A 19,661-nucleotide genomic window follows, 5' to 3' on the forward strand; every position below is an offset into this window, starting at 1 on the left:
CTAAGCCAAGGTTTCAGGACAATATCCTAATCCCTGCACAAACTGGCCTCGAAAGGCTTCAATTTCTGCCCGGTCAGGATGACCATGGGACACCACTGCGATTTGATACCGTTGCATTACATCGATCGGCATCTGGCCCATTTCTAAGCCCCAAAGGGCCATCTGGACTCGAACGTTGGGGTCGTAGGGAATGCCCAGCTCATTCAGGAAGGCGCGAAAATCACCATCCTGCTGCGGGTTAAGTGGGTGTTCAAACTTAACTCGCACCACCCATCCATCAATTTGATGAATCACCGTCATGAAGAGAAGCGGCAATTGGGTATTCGCATGCAGAAACTCAACAATCCGAAGGGTGAGGCTGGCATTCGCAAGGTAGTAGAGGTAATCCATAGAACATGTCCTCGCAAATGCGACACTTCAATCATCGACGGCAACCCGCTGTAAATGTAGGGGAATATCCCCCAACCTAGGAGCGGGAACCTACCCAAAAAATGTGAATTTCCAGGGCAGAAATCTTGGAGGATAAATCTTTAGTGAATGGAGATTAAAAAATGTATTGACAGATGCATTTATGCGCTTCTAACTTCTCACTTCTTAACAATCTGTGAAGTTAGTTTCTGTACTCTATCGTTATTGTACACATTCTCCATAGTTCTACACATTTCCTCTGGTTCCATTCCCCTGTACCCTAGTGGTCTAGACTCTAAGTTTCGATGCAATTCCATGGATCTCGATCGCAGCCTTTCAGCCTATGACTACACCTTACCGGAGACGCAGATTGCCCAAAATCCGGCTAATCCACGAGATCATTCTCGGCTGATGCTGATTCCCGATCGCACCCTGCATCGCCATCAGCATTTCTATGAGCTAGAGCAGTTTCTCAAACCCGGTGACCTGTTGGTCATGAACAACACCCGGGTCATTCCAGCCAGATTGTACGGCCACAAGCCCACCGGAAGCCAGGTTGAAGTTCTCTTACTGGAAGAAAAAAGTCCCAACCAATGGTTAGCCCTGGTTAAACCGGGCCGCAAGTTGCAACCTGGTGCAGTCATCGAATTTACACCGATCGCCCCCCAGGACACCTCCGTACAATTAGCTGCTACGATTCTCGATCGAGACCATGCCACCGGCGGAAGATTGCTGGAATTTAAGACTGCGACCAATCAATCTTTGCTAGAGGTGATTGAGCAATACGGGCACATGCCCTTGCCGCCCTACATTCAAGACAGCCAATCCACCCCGGAGCAATATCAAACGGTCTATGGCGATCGCCTCGGTTCCGCCGCGGCCCCCACCGCAGGACTGCACTTCACACCAGAGCTACTGGAGCGGTTAACCCAAAAGGGCATCGATCGGGCCTTTGTCACACTCCATGTAGGCGTTGGCACCTTCCGCCCCGTGGAAGTGGAAGACATTACTCAACACGAGATGCATGGGGAATGGATCGAAGTGCCTGCCGAAACCGTTGAGAAAGTGCGGCAGACCCAAATCAACGGAGGGCGTGTGATTGCGGTAGGGACAACATCCGCTCGATCGCTCGAAGGAGCCTCGCAACGATCGGGCAAACTAGAACCCTACTGCGGGAAGACCGAGATTTTTATTTATCCCGGTTATAAATGGAAAACTGTGGATGGCATGATCACCAATTTCCATCTTCCCAAATCGAGTTTGATGATGATGATCAGCGCGTTGATTGGCCGTCAGCGGCTGTTGGATCTCTACGCCGAAGCGATTCGAGAGAACTACCGTTTTTATTCCTTTGGAGATGCGATGCTGATTTTGCCGGAGGCCAAGATCTAGCCCGGAGCCAGTGCCTACCCAAGCATCTAGCAAAACAACGCAGCGAATTAGCACCCATCACAGCAAATTCATGGGGTCAATGTCGATCGTCAGGCTGACGGAATTGCCGCAGTACGATCGTAGCATGGCTAAATCAGGCAAGGTGGGGTCAGTGTCAGGCAGCACCTTCACTAGAATTTGCCAACGATAGCGCTGGGCTACTCGCAAAATTGCCGCTGGGGCCGGGCCGAGGAGTTCATAGTTGGCCTGCGGCTGGGCTAGAATTTTGGCCACGCGATCGGCGGCCTTTTGCACCGCAACCGCATCGGGACTACTAAAGCGCAATAGAATTAAGCGTCCCGTCGGGGGATAGTTCAGCGTGGCTCTCAGGGGCAATTCCGCCTCTACAAACGCAGCATAGTCCTGTTTGACCACGGCCTGCACCACAGGATGTTCAGGGGTATAGGTCTGCAAAATCACGCAACCCGGATCGGCTCCACGGCCCGATCGACCCGCCACTTGCAGCAACGTCTGGAACGCGCGTTCACTGGCCCGAAAATCCTGGAGATGGAGAATCCCATCCGCCGCCACAATCCCTACTAGCGTTACCTGGGGCAGGTCAATTCCTTTCGTCAGCATTTGCGTCCCCACCAGAAGATCTGCCTCTCCGTTAGCAAAGCGCGTGAGCAAAGCCCGATGTGCTCCTTTTGTGCGGGTGGTATCACTGTCAAATCGCAGGACGCGCACCTCGGGAAACAGCTTGGTTAGCTCTTGGGTAACTTTTTGAGTCCCACTTCCAAAATGCTTGAAATAGGGAGAGGAACAGTCTGGACAATGCTGAGGTTGCACTTGGGTATAACCACAGTAGTGACAACGCAGAAGTTCCACAGCATCTGCATGGGTATGATGGTAAGCCAGAGGAACATCACAGTTTGGACAATCCATTACATAACCACAACTCCGACAGGAAACATGGGTGCTATGGCCACGACGATGAATAAATAAAATGCCTTGTTGTCCAGTTTGTTTTAGTTGAGTTATTTTTTCTTGCAACGCTCGACTAAACATCGATCGATTCCCAGATTGTAATTCGTACCGCATATCTACGACTTTGATCTGGGGCATGGGTCGATCGTGAATTCGCCGAGGCATAGAAAGATAGATCGAGTCCGATCGCTGGGCCATAACCCAACTTTCAAAAGACGGTGTAGCGGACCCTAAAATTAAGGGACACTGTTCTAACTGCGATCGCCATTGGGCTACCGTTCGGGCATGGTAACAGGGCGCAGGTTGATCTTGCTTAAAACTAGAATCATGTTCTTCGTCTAAAACAATTAATCCCAAATTGGGTAAGGGTGCAAAAATGGCCGATCGGGTGCCGATGACAACCTGGGGCTGCCCCAGCAACATTTGCCGCCAAGTGTCATAGCGCTCGCCATCAGATAGCGCACTGTGGTAAACGCACACTCGATCGCCAAATCGAGCTCGGAAGCGATCTGTCAATTGCGGGGTTAAGCCAATCTCTGGCACCAAGATTAGCGCAGACTTTCCTTGGTGCAACAATGGCGCGATCGCTTGCAGATAGACCTCCGTTTTACCGGAACCGGTCACCCCATGCAGCAGCACTTGCTCAGAGCCTTGCAACGATCGGAGTTTCCCAAGCACCTGGGTTTGATCCTCCGTAAGTACCTTCGCAGTATCGACCTCCATACGCGACTGTTCTTGGCGTAGCATTTCCCGCAGTTGCAGCGTCACCCAACCTTTTTTCTCCAAGGTTTTCACCACGGAAGCACTGACTTGACATTGGTTCAGGAGTTCCGCCAGCCAAATTTCTCCACCGCACCGCTTCAGATGTTCTAAGACCTCCCGCTGTCGATCGCTCAACTCCTCCTCGAGATGACTCACTTCGGCTACTAACGTCACGGCTTGCTGTTGCTTCGTCCGAATCTGGTCTGGGGGCTGTAAGTAGCTTTCTACTAGTCCCAAAGTTTCCAATTCTTGGACTGCTCGGCTAGCTCCCTTGACCTTCTGTTGAATAAACTTCCAGGAATAATCCCCGGTTTTACTCTGTTGCAGTAAGGCCCAAAGCTTCTCAGCCGGGGGTGTTAATTCAGGCAAGGAGTTTTGCGTCTGCGCCTGCTCTGTTTGCAGGCGCAGACGCCGCTGCGATCGCGTCAACAATCCTGGCGGTAACGCAACCCGAATCACCTGCATGAGGGAGGTTTGGTAATAGTCTGCAACCTGGTTCAACAATTGCCAGTAGGTCGGCGGAAAAAAAGCACGACTAACGATCGCCTCAATGCTACGAATTTGGATTGGATCCAAATCAGCGGGTAAAGATTTCACCCAACGAATGACGATCGCTCCCACCTGTTGAGCTCCAAAGGGCACCGTTAGCACATCCCCAACGGCAATCTCAACCCCCTGCGGAACCCCATAGGTGTAGAGGCCCTGCGCTCCTGGACAATCGACCAACACTTCTATCCATCGAGTTAAGGGAGAAATCTCCACCCCAGAAATGCTTGAAAGATGATCCAAAGATGACACAGGCAGCTTTCCCAACGATCGAGCAAAAATCTCCTAAATGACTATAGCGAATTCTTCTCCAACCTTAGCCTGCCCCTGGCTGTCTTACCTCACAAGAGCACTTTGCAATTCCCCCTTCGTGCATCCCCTTAAATCCGTAGGATGGAGCATTACCACTGCGAGAAATTAACCCAACAGGCAGGGATGAAGGAATTCATCGATCGCTTCCTAGCCTGTTGGGTCATCATCCTAAAGCTTAAGAAAAAGTGCAGAACTCGTCTAAAAGACACAAGAAAATGTTAAAAAACTTACATTCAGAAAAACATTGAAAAATTTTGTAATTTTTGTAGAGTGCCTAGCTTCAATTAATCCTTAATTACCCAGGTTATAGGTAACCACCAATTCCAACTTGTTGCTAATCTACCCAGTTATAGATTTAGGATTTAGGATTAACTACTAACTTATTGATATTTGCCAATCAGTTTACAAGTTAAATCACTTTCCCACCCTAGATAAAAATTCTGCCCTATCTCATGAAGGCAATAAGCGATGTAAACTTTTGAAGCATTTCGTTAAATAAACTACAGAATATAATTCTTTGAACTTTAAAATCTAAACCTAACAGAGGTTTTTCGGTAAGAGTCAGGATCTCTTGAACTAGAGCTCAAGCTTGCAAAATACATGAATCCATTTAGTCCGTCAAATCCCCAGAGCCCGAGAATTTGAGATTTGTTTGCATCTCCGCTTGAGCTTGATCAATATTTTCTGGTGCAACGTTTACCATTCAACTGAATCTTTACTCTTCCCCTGAAAATTTTTACTCATCTAGAATAGAGGTATTGTTAGCCTCATTTAATCAGTTCAATATAACCCATTGAACAATTGCTTGTCCTTTCAAAATCAATAAAATCCGGGCATGAAGGATTTACTCCACATCATCATTGAGTAGACTAAAAAGTTTTTCAGATCACTGTTCCCTGTTCTATTTCTCTACTAGTGATTTATCACTGATGTTGAAACACCATACATGATTTTAAGATGAGCAGAAAATTGAACACCAAATCCCATTTAGAAGTTATTTCAAGTGAAACACAATCGAACAAGGGAAATTCATTAGCATCTATCCAAGAGGAATCCTTTGACAATTTGCTGGAAATCAATGCTGTAGATTTAGGTAGTGGAGATCTAGACACTGGAGATCTAGTAAGCCTAGAAGTTTTTGATGAATCAGACGAGTTTGATGACTCCAGTAATCTAGAATCTCTAGGAGAGAACGTTCAACATACTTGGACAACAACCTATAGCCGTGGTATTTCCGACGATGCGATCGGTTCTTTCTTCAAGGAAATGGCGCGCTATCCTCTGTTGAAAGCCGATCAAGAAATTGAATTAGCCCGTCAGATCCGGGTAGGCCACGAAATTGAGCAACGTCGAGAAAACTTAATGGGGGATCTCGATCGGTTACCCACAAAGTCAGAGTTAGCACATTATCTTGCCTTAACCGAAAAACAACTGGATCATCAGTTATATCTCAGTCGAGTGGCTAAACGGACGATGATCCGCTCCAATCTCCGCCTTGTTGTTTCGATCGCAAAGCGATATTTGAACCGGGGGGTTCCATTTCTAGATTTGATCCAGGAAGGTGCACTAGGTTTACACCGAGCGACTGAGAAGTTTGATCCAGACAAAGGATATAAATTCTCTACCTATGCCTATTGGTGGATCAGACAGGGTATTACCCGCACAATTGCCAACGATGCTAGGACAATTCGTCTACCCATCCACATTGTAGAAAAACTCAACAAGTTGAAACGGGCTCAGCGCGATCTCCGACGAGATTTAGGTCGCAATCCCACGGAAGGGGAGCTGGCCACTGCCTTAGCCATTCCTACTGAGCAAGTTTCCTATCTCCAGCAGGTGCGTCGTCAGTCCCTGTCCCTGAACCACCGAGTTGGCAAAGGGGAAGATACAGAGTTACTAGATTTGCTAGAAGATGGCGTCACCCAATCCCCTGAAGCTCAGATGAGTGAAGCCGTCATGCGACAGGAGATTACTGAAATTTTAGGAACGGTTCTCACCCAACGGGAAAGAGATGTGATTTCCCTGCGGTATGGCTTAACGACTAGCAAACCTTGCACCCTTGAAGAAGTGGGTTGTATTTTTAATCTTTCTAGAGAGCGAGTCAGACAAATTCAAAGTAAAGCAATGCGGAAACTGAGACGACCCCAGGTTGCTGAACGTCTTAAAGGATGGTTAGGCTGATTGTGATTTTTGTAGAACTGAATCTAGGGGAGTGACGGGATGTGAATGAGACTAACCTAGATCTCGCATCCATAGGACAATAGTTGCTGGACTGAAGTTACTAGAGTGATTGTCCGTTGAAATGTCTCCTAGATTTGGAGCTTGATAGCAGGAGGTTAAAAATGACAATTTGGGTCAATGAACAGTTGGATCCCGCTGGGTTACTATATGTCTGTATTGCTTGCTGTGATGAACAGCAGGCTCACGACTGTCGCCAATCCTTTGAGGAAAATCTGACCCACCAACAGAAGTTAGCCGGATGGATAGTTCGAACCCGAACAGTACAATCGTGGGATGAAGTTCCTGCTAGTGCGTTAAAACTGGACTAAATTGGATGGAATCCCTTGAATAGATTTACCGTTGCGAGGCGATCGTCGTGATTCTGAATACCCTGATCCAATCTGAGCAGCAACAGGCTGAACCTTGGAATTCCGAGCAGTTTGATGCCCATGTTATGTCAACCTATGGGCGTTTTCCTCTAACCTTGGTTCGGGGTTCAGGGTGCCGTGTCTGGGACGATCGGAATCATGCTTATTTAGACTTTGTAGCAGGGATTGCAACTTGCACCTTAGGTCATGCGCATCCAATGATGGTGCAAGCTGTGACACAACAAATGCAAACCCTACATCATGTCTCTAATCTCTACTACATCCCACCCCAAGGGGATCTGGCGAAGTGGTTGGTAGAGCATTCCTGTGCCGATCGGATCTTTTTCTGTAACTCTGGAGCTGAGGCCAATGAAGGCGCGATCAAATTAGCTCGGAAGTATGCCCATGTCCGTCGGGGTATTGAGAATCCGGTGATTGTGACTGCTCAGGCCAGTTTTCATGGCCGTACCCTTGCGACTGTGACTGCCACTGGTCAACCCAAATACCAGCAGAACTTCAGTCCCTTGGTGCCAGGATTTTTCTATGTGTCCTACAACGATTTTGCTGCCCTAGAAGCCACAATCGCGGAACTAGATGCAGAAACTCCCCAAGTTGCCGCTATTCTTTTGGAACCGCTACAAGGAGAAGGAGGAGTACGTCCCGGCGATCGTACTTACTTCCAGCAGGTGCGTCAATTGTGTGATGAGAAAGGGATTTTGCTGATTCTCGACGAAGTGCAAACGGGCATGGGGCGCACGGGGCATCTTTGGGGGCATGAGACCTTAGGGATTGAACCCGATATTTTTACCTCGGCAAAAGGGTTAGGGGGCGGGGTTCCGATCGGAGCTGTTCTGTGTAAAGCATCCTGTGACGTGTTTCAGCCGGGGGATCATGCTAGTACCTACGGTGGTAATCCCTTTGTCTGTGCTGTAGCTCTATCTGTTTGCCAGACCCTAGAACGGGAGCATATTTTGGAGAATGTGCAGCAACGGGGTGAGCAGTTGAGAATGGGACTTCGGCAATTGGCTAGCAAGTATCCCCATCTCATTGCGGAAGTCCGAGGTTGGGGCTTGATTAATGGTCTGGAATTGAAGGCAGATCAGCCAGTGACCGCGATCGAAGTGGTTAAAGCTGCTATGCAACAAGGGCTTTTACTGGTTCCCGCAGGCCCTCAGGTGGTGCGGTTTGTTCCCCCATTAATCGTCACTACAGATGAGATTGACGAAGCCTTGGCCCTATGCGATCGGGCCTTTGCCCAAGTTTAAAGTCTCTCTGCTCTATAAGGTGACTACAACTGTCTCTTTCCGATTTGCAGTTGATCTGTATACAATGAAAGACTGCATGAAATGTTGAACATTCACAGCTTGGAGAACGAAGCATGTCCCGTGTATGTCAGTTGACTGGCAAAAAAGCTAATAATGCCATGGCGGTGTCTCACTCCCACCGTCGAACCAAGAAGTTGCAAGAAGTGAATCTGCAATGGAAGCGGATTTGGTGGGCGGAAGGAAATCGGTTTGTGCGTTTACGTCTTTCCACAAAAGCAATTAAAACCTTGGAACTCAAGGGATTGTCTGCCTTTGCAAAACAAGCAGGAATTAACCTCAATAAACTGTAAACCTCTAATCAAGGTTCGCAAAATCAACCTTCAATGGTGACGATTAGCCAACAAAGGGCGAGTGTTGTAGGATATGACACTTGCCCTTTGTTGTTATTAAAAAAATTGGTTTTCAGCAGAAAAATTAGGCAGACTTTGTTGCGATGTTGCGATCGTTGACAATGTTAATGCTCAGACTTAATGCTCAGAGTGTAGCAAAAAGGTTGGCTCGAAAAGCCTTGCTCAAACGCTCAATCAAGCTACAGAACAGTCAGGCTAGCCATCATAAGTCATTCCCTTTGCAGAGGATACTCATTCAAACTTTACGCGATAAAGTTTATCAAATATTGCGATCGCGGGTACGTTAGGAATAATCCCAGGATTCTAAGCAATCGTGGCAAATAAATTACTAGATTTTGCCGATTAGTAGAGTCTTAAGATCTGTTTTGCTAGATTCTACGGAGTCAATCTGGAGGGAAAACAACCTATCTTCGTGTTTATGAGCTACTGGGTCTGATTATTCGGAACTCAATAACTGATTGGTTTAACCCTATCGTTACCCTAGAGTCTTATAGGGGAAAATTGGTTGAATTTAGTGTTTTTTGCCAGTTTGGAAAGTAGTGAGTAATATCGAAACAGGGTTCCATGATCTCTTCTCTCTTGGGTATACATCCCAAAAGTAGAAAACCCGGATAACTTAGACTGGTTACCTTCTCTCAACATTCAATTTTGCAGCATTTGCTCTCTAATCATTCGCTATGTCAAACCGTCATTTCTCCAAAGCTATTCAGAGTCTTGTTCGAGAAATCTGGAAACTCCAGCGATCGATGAGCAAGCGTCTTGTTAATTGGTTGTTGCGAGCAACGTTTGTGGCCAATCGGCGGGCACAGCCTACCTCGGGGTTTATCTTGCCCACCACTGTGCTGCTGATTTTGGTGGTGTCTCTGACGGTAGGAGCCTTGACCTATCGAGCCTATAGCCGTAATACCCAAGTCATTGTTCAAAATCAACAACGGGTTCTCTACAATGCGGCTACTCCTGCGATCGATCGGGCGCGATCGAAGCTGGAATTCATGTTCGACTCTTCAAAAGATACCCGCTATCCCGGTGGGGTACCGCAGGAAAGCTACCTGATGGCAATGCTGTTGAACGACGGCAAAACCAAAGGATTAGCCCGCCTGCCATTGGCCGCACCTGATGCGAGTGGGAATACCGATCCCTATACCCTTCCCGATGAAACCCGTCTAGACCTAGGTGCTCGGCCTGGAACTGGGGAAATGGCAGATAATGGCCCAGACAATGCTTGGTCATTCCGGACGGATACGAATGGAGATGGGAAGGAAGATGCGACGGTTGTCTACTCCATTGTCTTTAGTACACCTAAAGGAGCTGGCAATCTATCTTTTGACCAAGTTCTAGTCCGGACGAATGATGCAGACAAAGCTGCTGCTCAAATTGTTCGTCATGGGCCGTTGAGTAATGAAACCCAAGGGGCTTGTAAGGTCTCTAGCGCGACTGGAGGCAACCAAGCGGAAGAGGGCTGGTTCCTAGATGCAAGTAATACCTCAACCATTCGGAAGAATTTTCAGGTCGATTCCTTTGTGATTCCCGATGATTCCAAGAGTGCTGCGGTCACAATGGAGTTCCATCAGGATCGGCAACTGAACCGGGGCAATAAATGGGGTGCTTGGTTTAGAAATGATTTAGAAATCTCTCCGGGGCCAGCATTCCGGTGGAATGGGGCAATGCACACGGAAGGAAGCTTTGTCTTTGGGGGCAATGCGTTTAACGCTTTCTTGATCAGTGCGAAGGCATCCTGCTTGTTTTATCCGGAGGCATCCATTATTTCGGCAACGAATACTACGCCGAAGGATGCAACGGAAACGGATATGGATTTCCAAGGGCAGGTAATGGCCCTAGGGCGGGTTGGAACCAACACAACACCTAACCAAACGAGTATTCCTATCCATGTCCAGGTGGGACAAGGGGTTAACCTGAATCCGACTATTACCCCTGCAACTGATACTGTTGCTACCACCGACAAGGCCACGATGTTAACAATGCTCAGCGAGCCGGAACGTCTGCTGGCGGCGGATAAATACAAATCAGTCAAGGGTGACAACAACCGTGCTGGGTCTACCTGGAATGCCTTTAAAAATGGGGCAATGGCGACTCGAATTGTGAATACTAAGGAACCCGCGCCCTACGTGGATGACCTTTATCGGGCTGACGATTTGTGGGGGCCGAAGCCTCGGTATGGCCCTAATAAAGATGATCAAATTCCCGCTGACAAAAAAGTGGGAGACGAAATTGTTGGTAAGCCCAATTTGACTCGGAATGATCCCCCGACGGCTGATGCCTTTGGTGAGGTTGGGTTTGATGGCTATTGGGAGCGTCGGGCGCGGAATGAGGGTTTACGGGTCTTGGTGGGTGAACGGCTAGAGCTGGGTAATTTGTTTGGCTGGAACACAGCACGGGACAACACCAAAGATGGTTACATTGAAAATCCAAGTTCCGCCCAAATTAATTTCTCGGCTTCGTTCTTGGAGCGCGACGCTGATCCGCTCTATCCTCCGACCGTGAGGCCCCATCCCATTGATAATGACAAGGTCAAAACCTTAACGCATATCCAACAGCAACGGCGATCGCTGCGGGATAACCTAGCAGCAGTTCAGAGTGCAGCAATTTACCATGGGGCAGTCAATAAGGACTATCCGGTGGCTTGTTTGGCTTCAACAGTGCACCCTGGGACTTCCTTAACGCTGCGGGAGTCTACGAATTTCTTCCCCACTTTGTTGAAGGATGGGTCATCGACCACTACCTTGGCGCTGTTCTCTAATTTCTTGGTGGGTCGTGGGACGAATGGGCTAGAGTTTCAACCACCCGATAAGGATCAAGCAACCTTTGAGAGCGACGTTGCCAACACAAATTCTGCGCTGCGCAGGGCGTTGGACAACTTGGCTAACTTTGCGGGCGATCCCGATGGAGCCTTTCCACCGAAGCCCAATGATACGGTGGTGCATCCCTATCCAGCCATGGCGATGTGGGGGAACTTTTCTAACCTACGCCGTGCCCTGGCCAGATTGGATGCAAAAGGCTATGCAAACCTAAGTATTGCTGACAAAACCTATATCCAAACGGCATCCTGCACAGTTGGGATGTTGGCCTACAACATTGACCAGATCCAACGGTTTGACCCCACCAGTCGTCGCTATGACCTGGATTCCTTTAATGGCGAGTCTGACTTAATGGTGAAATTAGGGGAAGAGCTATATGGCTATATGGATGGGGATCCTTCCAATGGGGAAGTACTGACTAAGGCGCAACAATATTGGTCTGGTTACGATCCGGCAAGTACTAATAACAGTGGGGTTGCTGGGCCAGAGGGCGAGAAAAACTTCTTTGATGTGCCGCCAGAAGCTTACATTGAACTACTGCGCCAGAAGTATAGCGCCGATCATCCAATGGTTCGCTTAGCAGAAATGATTATGCTGAACTTCCAAGTGCGGCGCGATCGTACCTTTGGATTCCGCTCATCGCCTGCGTTTGGAACCTATGTTATTAGCGTTGGTTCACCCACGAATCCTACCACCATTGCCTATCCCTCAGCCTGTGATCCAGATCTATTCCCAATCTTCAAGCAGGCAGTCAATGCGAAACCTACTGCAGTTGGGCTTTCAGTGGATAGTAATGGTAATCCCCAATCCTTAGTTCCCCCCAGCTCTCCGTTACCCTCCGTTACCCTTCCTGATGGGATCCAGTTGGGGGCACTGGATATGCAGAGAACTCAGTTTGCACGACTGGGGCTATCTCGTCTCTGCGGGGCTCTGGAACTGCCCCGTGATGAGAAATCTGCAAGCGGGAATGGAAAAACGACCTATGATCCACGGGATCCTAAGTTAGATCCCAAGAGTGCAACCTATGATCCTGCCTATGCAATGATAACTGCGCGGCCAGTGGTGAAACCGAAGTTTCCCGCCCTCTACTACATCTTCCCTGAAGTGGATCACGACTTGGATGGGGATTTGGTGGATACGAACAGTGACTTTGTAGCTGATGTAGCAGGAGAGTATGATCATCGTCAGCCCGGTCATGATGATTTCATGGACGGGACGGAAGTGACGGTTTCTGCGCTTAATGCCATTCCACCCAAGACCCTGAAAGCTGCGAAAGCGGAGTTGGTAGGTCTGACCGTGCAACAAATGACAGGACTCAAAAGTGTGCCGAAGGGGGGTAAAGCCGACAAGGTTTCTGGCGACTTGGAGCCCTATGTGGTGGATGACTACGTGAAGAAGATTGCCAATGATAAGAGGGTAGTCTTTAAGCGGGTGCAGACAGATACTACCCCGAAGCCAGCAACTCCGTATTTCAATACAGCAGCTACCATCAACCCAGTTCCGATTAGCTTGTTGCCCCCTAAAACACCCTTAAAGCCTGGGTTTGCAAGGTATCCGGATCCCACTAGAACGGTTTTCCCGATCGAGGATCATGGGGTTTCGCAGGTTGCGCTTCAGCCGGTGGTGGATACGAACCAATGGAACCTACCCTTTGTGGATTCTCCGGCTGCTGATGCTTTGAACCCTAACCGAATCATGCTGCCAAGAGGGATTACACCAGAATCTGTCCGAGTATTGGCTTGGAACACGGCTGGGTCTTACCGTTCTGTGGCGGTGCCATTCCTCGACAAAGCATTCTTTGATCCTCGACAGTCAATGTTGTCTCGATCTATGGACATTGATATTGATATTCTGCGGAAAAATAAGGTTAAGAACCAGAAAGCTTCTGGTGGAACGCCTTTCGCGCCAGATGATGTATGGTTGCCAGTAAGTGGCATTGTCTATGCCTTCCGAGAGGATGCTGTTCGGGAAGATGCGATTTCTCGCCCGGAAAACACTCAGAAAAACACCATGGATGTCCGTGATCCGGGCAAACCTATGGATCCTAAGGTTCCATTAACGGCGGATAACCGGGGGATTTCAACAAAACCGATCGACTACTTAGCCGACCCCGATCGTCGTCCCTATGGCTTCCGGCTACGCAATGGGGTTGACCTCAAGCGGGCAGATAATTTAGTGGGTGGCAACTTTAAAGATGGTGATAACTATCGAGGGTTGTCCTTCTTTACCGATCAACCGCTCTACGTGCGAGGCGACTACAACTTGCACCAAAATGCGGGCGGTAATCTGTTGGAAGAGTTTGCTGAGAAAATCCAAGATAAAGCATTCAACGCAGCTGATTTCTACGATAGTCGCAAGACACTAGATACAGAGTTTGCCAGACCTGATAAGGATCGTTGGCGGCCTTCAGAGCTACTTGCAGATTCCATCAGTATTCAGTCAAATGCCTTCTGTGACGGGAGTGCTGAGGATTACTTCGTGCAAAACCCTAACAATATTGATGCCGATCGCTACCATCAACCCAATTACAGCGGTTCCAATACAGGTGGCCTATATGAACTGGGTTGCAAGAATAAGGATCGTACCTCTTTCCAAAACGCGAGTCGTCCTGATACCAACTTCAAGACGAATACCTGGGCTTGGCTACGAGAAAACCCCTCCGTCGTGACCCGTAGTACGGCTGCTGCAAACGTAGCAAATACTGTTCCGCTGGGCAAAAATCCCAATACCTTTAATGCTGACATTACAGCTACCTATCCTAACTATTTGGCAATTGGAGGGGATCCTGATACACCCATTGAGATTTCCCGCATTGGAGAGCCGTTGGGGATTGCTCCCCCTAAGAATGGTTCGGGCTCTTTGACTGAAAAGCCTTCTCGGCCTGTTCCAGCGTTCTTTAACGATTCCAGCGTATCGGGGAATGATCCTTACAGTGCGTTAGCCAATAACGCTCGCCTATCTCCTGCACAGGCCACTCGGTTGAATTCGATCGTGGTCAGTGGGATTCCCCCATCCCGCGCAGGCCAATCCTACGGTGGTTTGCACAACTTCCCCCGTTTCTTAGAAAACTGGGGTGGGGTTCCTCTTTACTTCTCTGGTTCATTCCTCCAACTCAGTTTCAGTAACTATGCGACGGCTCCCTTTGAAGCGGAAGCTTGGGAATTGACTAACCAAGGGGATCTGGCGTCGGCTGATCAATCTGGAGAGCAAATTGGCTACTACAGTCCGCCCAACCGTTTCTGGGGGTATGATGTGGCGCTCCAGTTTGCACCTGCTGGCCCTGCGGCGTCTCGGTTCGTCTCGCCCAGTTCTACTAAGAATGAGTTCTACAGTGAACCGCAAGTGAATGATCCCTATATTCGTCAACTGTGCCAAGCTGCTAAAGCAGGCAAGGTGCCGAATGTACCTGCAGCACGTCGAAATAGCCTTGCTTGCCCAACCTAAGGAGTGATTATGCGCACATCAGATTCTTCCCAATCCGTACAATCTCTCCAGTTCTTGGTTCGGTGGCTTCCTAGCCTAGGCCGATCTTCGGAGCAAGGTCTGACGTTAATTGAGTCTTTAGTGGCGATCGTGGTTATCTCGATCACACTCGTCGCGATTACGCCACCCATCTTTTTTGCCACTGCTACGCGCATTCAAAATCGTCGGGCAGAACAGGGGCTGGCATTGGCTCAAGGCGAAGTAGAACGAGTGCGCACGATCGTCGAACGGGGGCAATATTTTGATACCGACTTGCCCGCTCCTGTCACTGGGGCTCTCAGCAATACCAACCCTGCCCCCCCAACCACAGCTTTAACTGGGCTGCGAAAGGCATCCAACGTTAATCTGCAAAACAACACAACTTGTACAGAAGCTAGTCCTTCTGGTCAACCTTCGTTAACGCAGTACGTCAAGGTTGATGTGGATGGAGACTGTACTGCCGATTTTCTGATACAAACATTTCGGACTGCGGGGACTTCGATTCAATCCACGGATAATGCGGGAAATCCTACAAACCTGTCAGTAGGTTTTACTATGGGCGTCAGGGTTTACTCAGTGCTGGCTGAGGCCAATTTGAAGGCTGGAAAAGCTGAAACTACGCAGGCTAGCTTGCGGATGACTTCAGGCCAGGGCGGATTTAGACTGCGTCCTGTGTCCGTTCTCTATTCTACAGTTGTCAAAAATAGTAATTCCCAAGGTCTGTCCAGTTATCGAGAACTTTGTAAAGCTGGGAAGTGCTAATTCAGACGCTAATCCAATTGCGTAGGCTAGATCGTTGATGTAACGTTTCCCCCTTTCTTTGACCCTATCTTCTTGTTGGCATGACCATGATTTCTCTTAAGTCTCATCTCAAGCCTCGCCTATTGTGTCTGCTGCGGTGGTCATTGAAAGTTCGTTCTACCAGCGGATTTACCTTGCTAGAGCTATTGGTGGCTTTAGCGATCGGGAGTCTGATTGTGACTGGGTTGCTCTACGGGGTGGTGGAGCTGATGCAGACCAACCAGCGGGATGCCAGCCGTAGCGATACTCAACGGGAGGTGCAATCTGCCCTAGATTATATGGCACGGGATCTCAAAGAAGCGGTGTACGTTTATGATGGGCGTTGTTTACAAGGAGATGGTGCCAATCCTTTCAATAAAACCGCTGGACAGAAGCGTTGCCCTGGGGTCTTAAATTATGTACCAGCTGCGTTAAATGATGCTACTAGCCTTCCTGTATTAGCCTTTTGGCGAGTTGACCCCCTACCCCAAAATTTGATCGATCGCTGCCGCACTAGTGCGGGTACTGCCAATGCTGCCACGAGTTTACAAGGGGTGCCTTGTATTTCTCAGCGGATGTATACCCTAGTGGTTTACGCGCTAAACACGGATAATTCCAACAGGCTGTGGCGTGGCAGGGGGCGAATCACGCGTTACGAGTTACCTCAGTTTACAACTGCTTCCATCACTGGTGCTGGGGCTCCGACGGCTACTCCCGGCTGGGTCAATCCCCTCCAGGGCCAGACTAACTTCGAAACTTGGCCGTGGGGAGCAGACACTGCGGGTGCAGCAACACAAAATTTGCAGGCTAAAAATGGTGGTCGGCCTACCTCAATGGCCAATAATCTTGTGCTGATTGATTTTGTGGATAATCGCGAGGATAAAAGCACGCCTCCTCGGGGAATTCAGTCGATTGCTGCCAATGCCAACTCTGGGGTTCCGGGTGATCTTAGCAACGGTTGGAGTAATCTGTGCCCTACTCCTGCCTACGACTCCGCTAATCCTACACTGGGAGGGTTTATTATGAGTCCCGGCAATGATTTGGCGACGGGTGCTAAATCAACTTTAGGCTTCTATACCTGTGTCCGGGGAGCGGATGCGAATAATCTCAACCAGGAAGTTGCGATTTATATCCGAGGGAATGCAGCAGGTCGCCCAGGGATTCCTGTTGGAACAGGCAATTTGCCATTTTTAATGGAAACGCGGGTGCTTACTCGAGGTGCGATCGGTAAAGTTAATCAATAAGTCAACCATTGAGATTTTGAGTCAACTGAGTTTCATAAGCCCTTGGAGACAAGTAGGATGACTATCCAACGCAGAATCAGCTCCCCTGTGAATTATGCTTCAACTGCTGGCTATACGCTGTTGGAAGTACTTCTAGTTGTGATTATCGTAGGAGTGTTAGCAGCGATCTCGGCTCCGGGATGGCTCAGTTTTATGAATAATCAAAGAACCAACTCTGCCCGTTCTCAGATTTTTGATATTTTGCGCCGAGCCCAAGCAGAGGCGAAACAAACTAAGACGCCCCGAGAAGTTCGCTTTGATTTGGCTAATCTCCGCTTAGCCATACTACCCTGCCCAAATTCAGGCAGTGTGGATGCAGCTGTGTCTGCGAATCGAAACTGCACTCAAAATCGAACCGCGATTCCAGATGCTGCTGTGACTAAATGGGAAACTTTAGGCAATGGTAATTTGAGTAAAGATAACGTTACGTTTGATAAAACAGGCAATGCGTGGGTTGTCTTTGATAACTATGGGGAGATAGTTCGAGAGACCACTCAGCCAATTGCCACAAATGCAATTTTTAAGATAGGTGTGAAGCCGACACGCGGTGGAACAACCAAATGTGTCATTATTCAGACGGTATTAGGTGGAATGAGAGAAGGTGAAGGGACTGACTGTAATTGATAGAGTATTCTCCTTGAGATGAATCTGATACCCCCCAATACTGACTGATAAGTTAAAACCCTTTCATAAGTCCTTGAGAGGGTTTTCTATTGCTGGTTGTTGTGCTTACTCTTCCTGACATAGTTGAAATTGTGTTGAAACTGTGGCTGAAATCGTGACTAATGTAATTTAAGTGAGTGCTTTTTTAAGTCCTGTGTAGATGGGATTAAACTTTCAATAATCTGTTAGTGCGTCTGATTCGTGGGGCAATTTAACGGTATTGTACTCTGCTGATCTCATTGGTTATTCATAACTTGGACTCAGGTCTATGCGCTACTTTAGTTCTTGGCCACGATCGAACCCTAAAAAACAGGAAACAGGGTTTACCTTAATTGAGATGTTAATTGTATTGATTATTTTGGGGATTATTGTAGCGATCGGCGTTCCGTCCTGGTTATCTTTTTATACGCACTGGCGACTTGGGGTGGCGCAGTCGGAAATTGTAGAAGGGATGAAACAGGCTCAGAATTTCGCGAAACTCAAAAAAATAGGATATCAATTTCAAGTTCGACAAACCAATCAAGTCACTACCGAATGGGCGATCTCGCCAATGAATCAGGAACCTGTGCAATGGAGAGCGTTACCTCAAGGTGTACTCATTGATGGTGAGACAACGCTGCGTCTGAAAAATGGAGTGTATTTGGTTCAATTTGATGACTACGGCAATGTAAATGGTCAGCTTGGTCGAGTTACATTATCAGTTAACCAAGATCCCATTAAAAAACGCTGTGTCATTGTCTCTACGCTTTTAGGAGCGATTCGAACAGGAAGCAATCAAAAGACGCCGCAAAATGGCCGGTATTGCTATTGAGATTCATACATGGCACCCAGAGAAATCAATCGAATCAAATGGACTGATCCTCTGGGTATAACTGACTGCGTTGCAGCGGCAATGGCGATTTTACTAAAGAAAATCCTGTCAGACTTGATGTCTAGGGCCTTTGCTGGAGAGAAGGCGGAATTTCCGCTGAGGTCGTTTGACTGCCATAATTCAGTTTCAACTTTTGAATGGCCGCATTAGCTGCTTGCTTAACGGGGCCAGAGGCATTCAGCAATCCCTTTTCAAGGAACGGTAACACATCTGGGGATTGGATAGAACTTAATGCTTTCATTGCCATCGCTCTCACATCACCATTGCTATCCTGACTCAGTTTGCCAAGGACAGGAATCACTTTGGCGATTTCTGCTTTCACGGTATGGGGGGTGGCGATTTGACCCAGCGCAAGCGCTACGTAACTCCGAATTAGCGGGTCGTTGTGGGTAGCGTAGGGTAAAACTTTAGGAACATTGCTCAAAAGCCGAGAAGTTCCCCAGCCTAAAATTTGTTGGCTCAGATCCTGTAATTCTGAAGTTTTTGGTCGCTTTGGATCTTGGATCGCTGCAAACGGTACCTCAAGGATGGGGCCGCCAACGTTGTAACGAGTGGAGGATGTAACCGGTGTAGATGGGCTTGACTCGTGAGATTCAAGCACTTGCGTTGCATCATCTACATTAATTTCGATCGGTGCTTCATCGGATGCCTCGGAAAACTCCGTGGGAGTCACCTCATCAAACGTGATGCTGCCTTGGGCTATTTCCTGGGTTGATGGGTCTGCCCAAGGATCTTCTAAATTGCTGCTGAAGGATGAGCCTGTGCTAGTTTCTTCCGTAGGCAAAGAGTTAATCAAATCAACTGGCTCTTCAGCTTGGGCTGGTAGTTCAGTGATGACATTTCCTAATGTCTCATCTGTTTCTACTGTAGCTGTGGGTGGATTGATAGTTTCGATCGGTGTTACGAGCTCGGGTGGAGGACTTTCTGGCTGGGGAGGGGTAACAACCTCCGTGCTTTCTGATTTATTCTCTGTTTCACCTTTTGGCTTGCCAAACAGTACCCATCCAAATGCTGCCACTAGAAAAGCAACCACGCCTGCAATAAAGTTATTCATAAGCACTTCTACAAACAGCATCCCCATTTTGGCTGATTTCGGCAGTCTCGAACCTCGGATTTGCTGCTTTTTTCGCTATCTTT

Annotated in this window: 13 protein-coding genes; 10 read left to right on the forward strand and 3 right to left on the reverse strand. The window is 48.3% G+C overall.

Annotated elements, in window-relative coordinates:
- Positions 1-390 (reverse strand): hypothetical protein, encoded by a 390-nt coding sequence (locus tag ACN4EG_RS01210; protein WP_431627327.1) that lies wholly within the window; start codon positions 388-390, stop codon positions 1-3.
- A 333-nt stretch (positions 391-723) separates the two neighbouring features.
- Between ACN4EG_RS01210 and queA the strand changes: the two genes are divergently transcribed.
- Entirely contained in the window at positions 724-1,800 is a 1,077-nt protein-coding gene (queA, locus tag ACN4EG_RS01215; RefSeq protein ID WP_431627328.1) for a tRNA preQ1(34) S-adenosylmethionine ribosyltransferase-isomerase QueA, read from the forward strand.
- A gap of 57 nt (positions 1,801-1,857) precedes the next feature.
- On the opposite strand, the gene priA is transcribed toward queA, so the two are convergent.
- Complete coding sequence (priA, locus tag ACN4EG_RS01220; RefSeq protein WP_431627329.1) at positions 1,858-4,326, reverse strand: primosomal protein N'; 2,469 nt, start codon at positions 4,324-4,326, stop codon at positions 1,858-1,860.
- A 1,029-nt stretch (positions 4,327-5,355) separates the two neighbouring features.
- Here priA and ACN4EG_RS01225 point away from each other — a divergent pair.
- From ACN4EG_RS01225 to ACN4EG_RS01265, 9 genes are all read left to right on the forward strand, one after another.
- Entirely contained in the window at positions 5,356-6,567 is a 1,212-nt protein-coding gene (locus tag ACN4EG_RS01225; RefSeq protein WP_431627330.1) for an RNA polymerase sigma factor, RpoD/SigA family, read from the forward strand.
- 161 nt (positions 6,568-6,728) lie between these two features.
- Positions 6,729-6,935, forward strand: coding sequence for a glycogen debranching protein (locus ACN4EG_RS01230; protein ID WP_431627331.1), 207 nt, complete (start codon positions 6,729-6,731; stop codon positions 6,933-6,935).
- Positions 6,936-6,982: 47 nt separating this feature from the next.
- Positions 6,983-8,239, forward strand: coding sequence for an aspartate aminotransferase family protein (locus ACN4EG_RS01235; protein ID WP_431627332.1), 1,257 nt, complete (start codon positions 6,983-6,985; stop codon positions 8,237-8,239).
- Between the two features lie 113 nt (positions 8,240-8,352).
- Positions 8,353-8,589: a 50S ribosomal protein L28 gene (rpmB, locus tag ACN4EG_RS01240; protein WP_431627333.1), complete on the forward strand. Its 237-nt coding sequence runs from the start codon at positions 8,353-8,355 to the stop codon at positions 8,587-8,589.
- 737 nt (positions 8,590-9,326) lie between these two features.
- Positions 9,327-14,909: a hormogonium polysaccharide biosynthesis protein HpsA gene (gene hpsA, locus ACN4EG_RS01245; protein ID WP_431627334.1), complete on the forward strand. Its 5,583-nt coding sequence runs from the start codon at positions 9,327-9,329 to the stop codon at positions 14,907-14,909.
- Between the two features lie 9 nt (positions 14,910-14,918).
- Entirely contained in the window at positions 14,919-15,689 is a 771-nt protein-coding gene (locus tag ACN4EG_RS01250; protein ID WP_431627335.1) for a type II secretion system protein, read from the forward strand.
- 86 nt (positions 15,690-15,775) lie between these two features.
- A complete protein-coding gene (locus ACN4EG_RS01255) occupies positions 15,776-16,951 on the forward strand; it encodes a PulJ/GspJ family protein (protein WP_431627336.1) in 1,176 nt (391 codons plus the stop codon).
- Between the two features lie 57 nt (positions 16,952-17,008).
- Positions 17,009-17,614: a pilus assembly FimT family protein gene (locus tag ACN4EG_RS01260; RefSeq protein ID WP_431627337.1), complete on the forward strand. Its 606-nt coding sequence runs from the start codon at positions 17,009-17,011 to the stop codon at positions 17,612-17,614.
- Positions 17,615-17,921: 307 nt separating this feature from the next.
- Positions 17,922-18,464, forward strand: coding sequence for a pilus assembly FimT family protein (locus ACN4EG_RS01265; protein WP_431627338.1), 543 nt, complete (start codon positions 17,922-17,924; stop codon positions 18,462-18,464).
- A gap of 121 nt (positions 18,465-18,585) precedes the next feature.
- Here the strand turns inward: ACN4EG_RS01265 and ACN4EG_RS01270 are convergent, their stop codons facing one another.
- The gene (locus ACN4EG_RS01270; RefSeq protein ID WP_431627339.1) at positions 18,586-19,578 is read right to left on the reverse strand and encodes a HEAT repeat domain-containing protein; all 993 of its coding nucleotides are present in this window, start codon (positions 19,576-19,578) and stop codon (positions 18,586-18,588) included.
- Between the last annotated feature and the right edge of the window lie 83 nt (positions 19,579-19,661).

This window comes from Alkalinema pantanalense CENA528, from assembly GCF_050753345.1.
In the GTDB taxonomy this organism is placed as follows: domain Bacteria; phylum Cyanobacteriota; class Cyanobacteriia; order Leptolyngbyales; family Leptolyngbyaceae; genus Alkalinema; species Alkalinema pantanalense.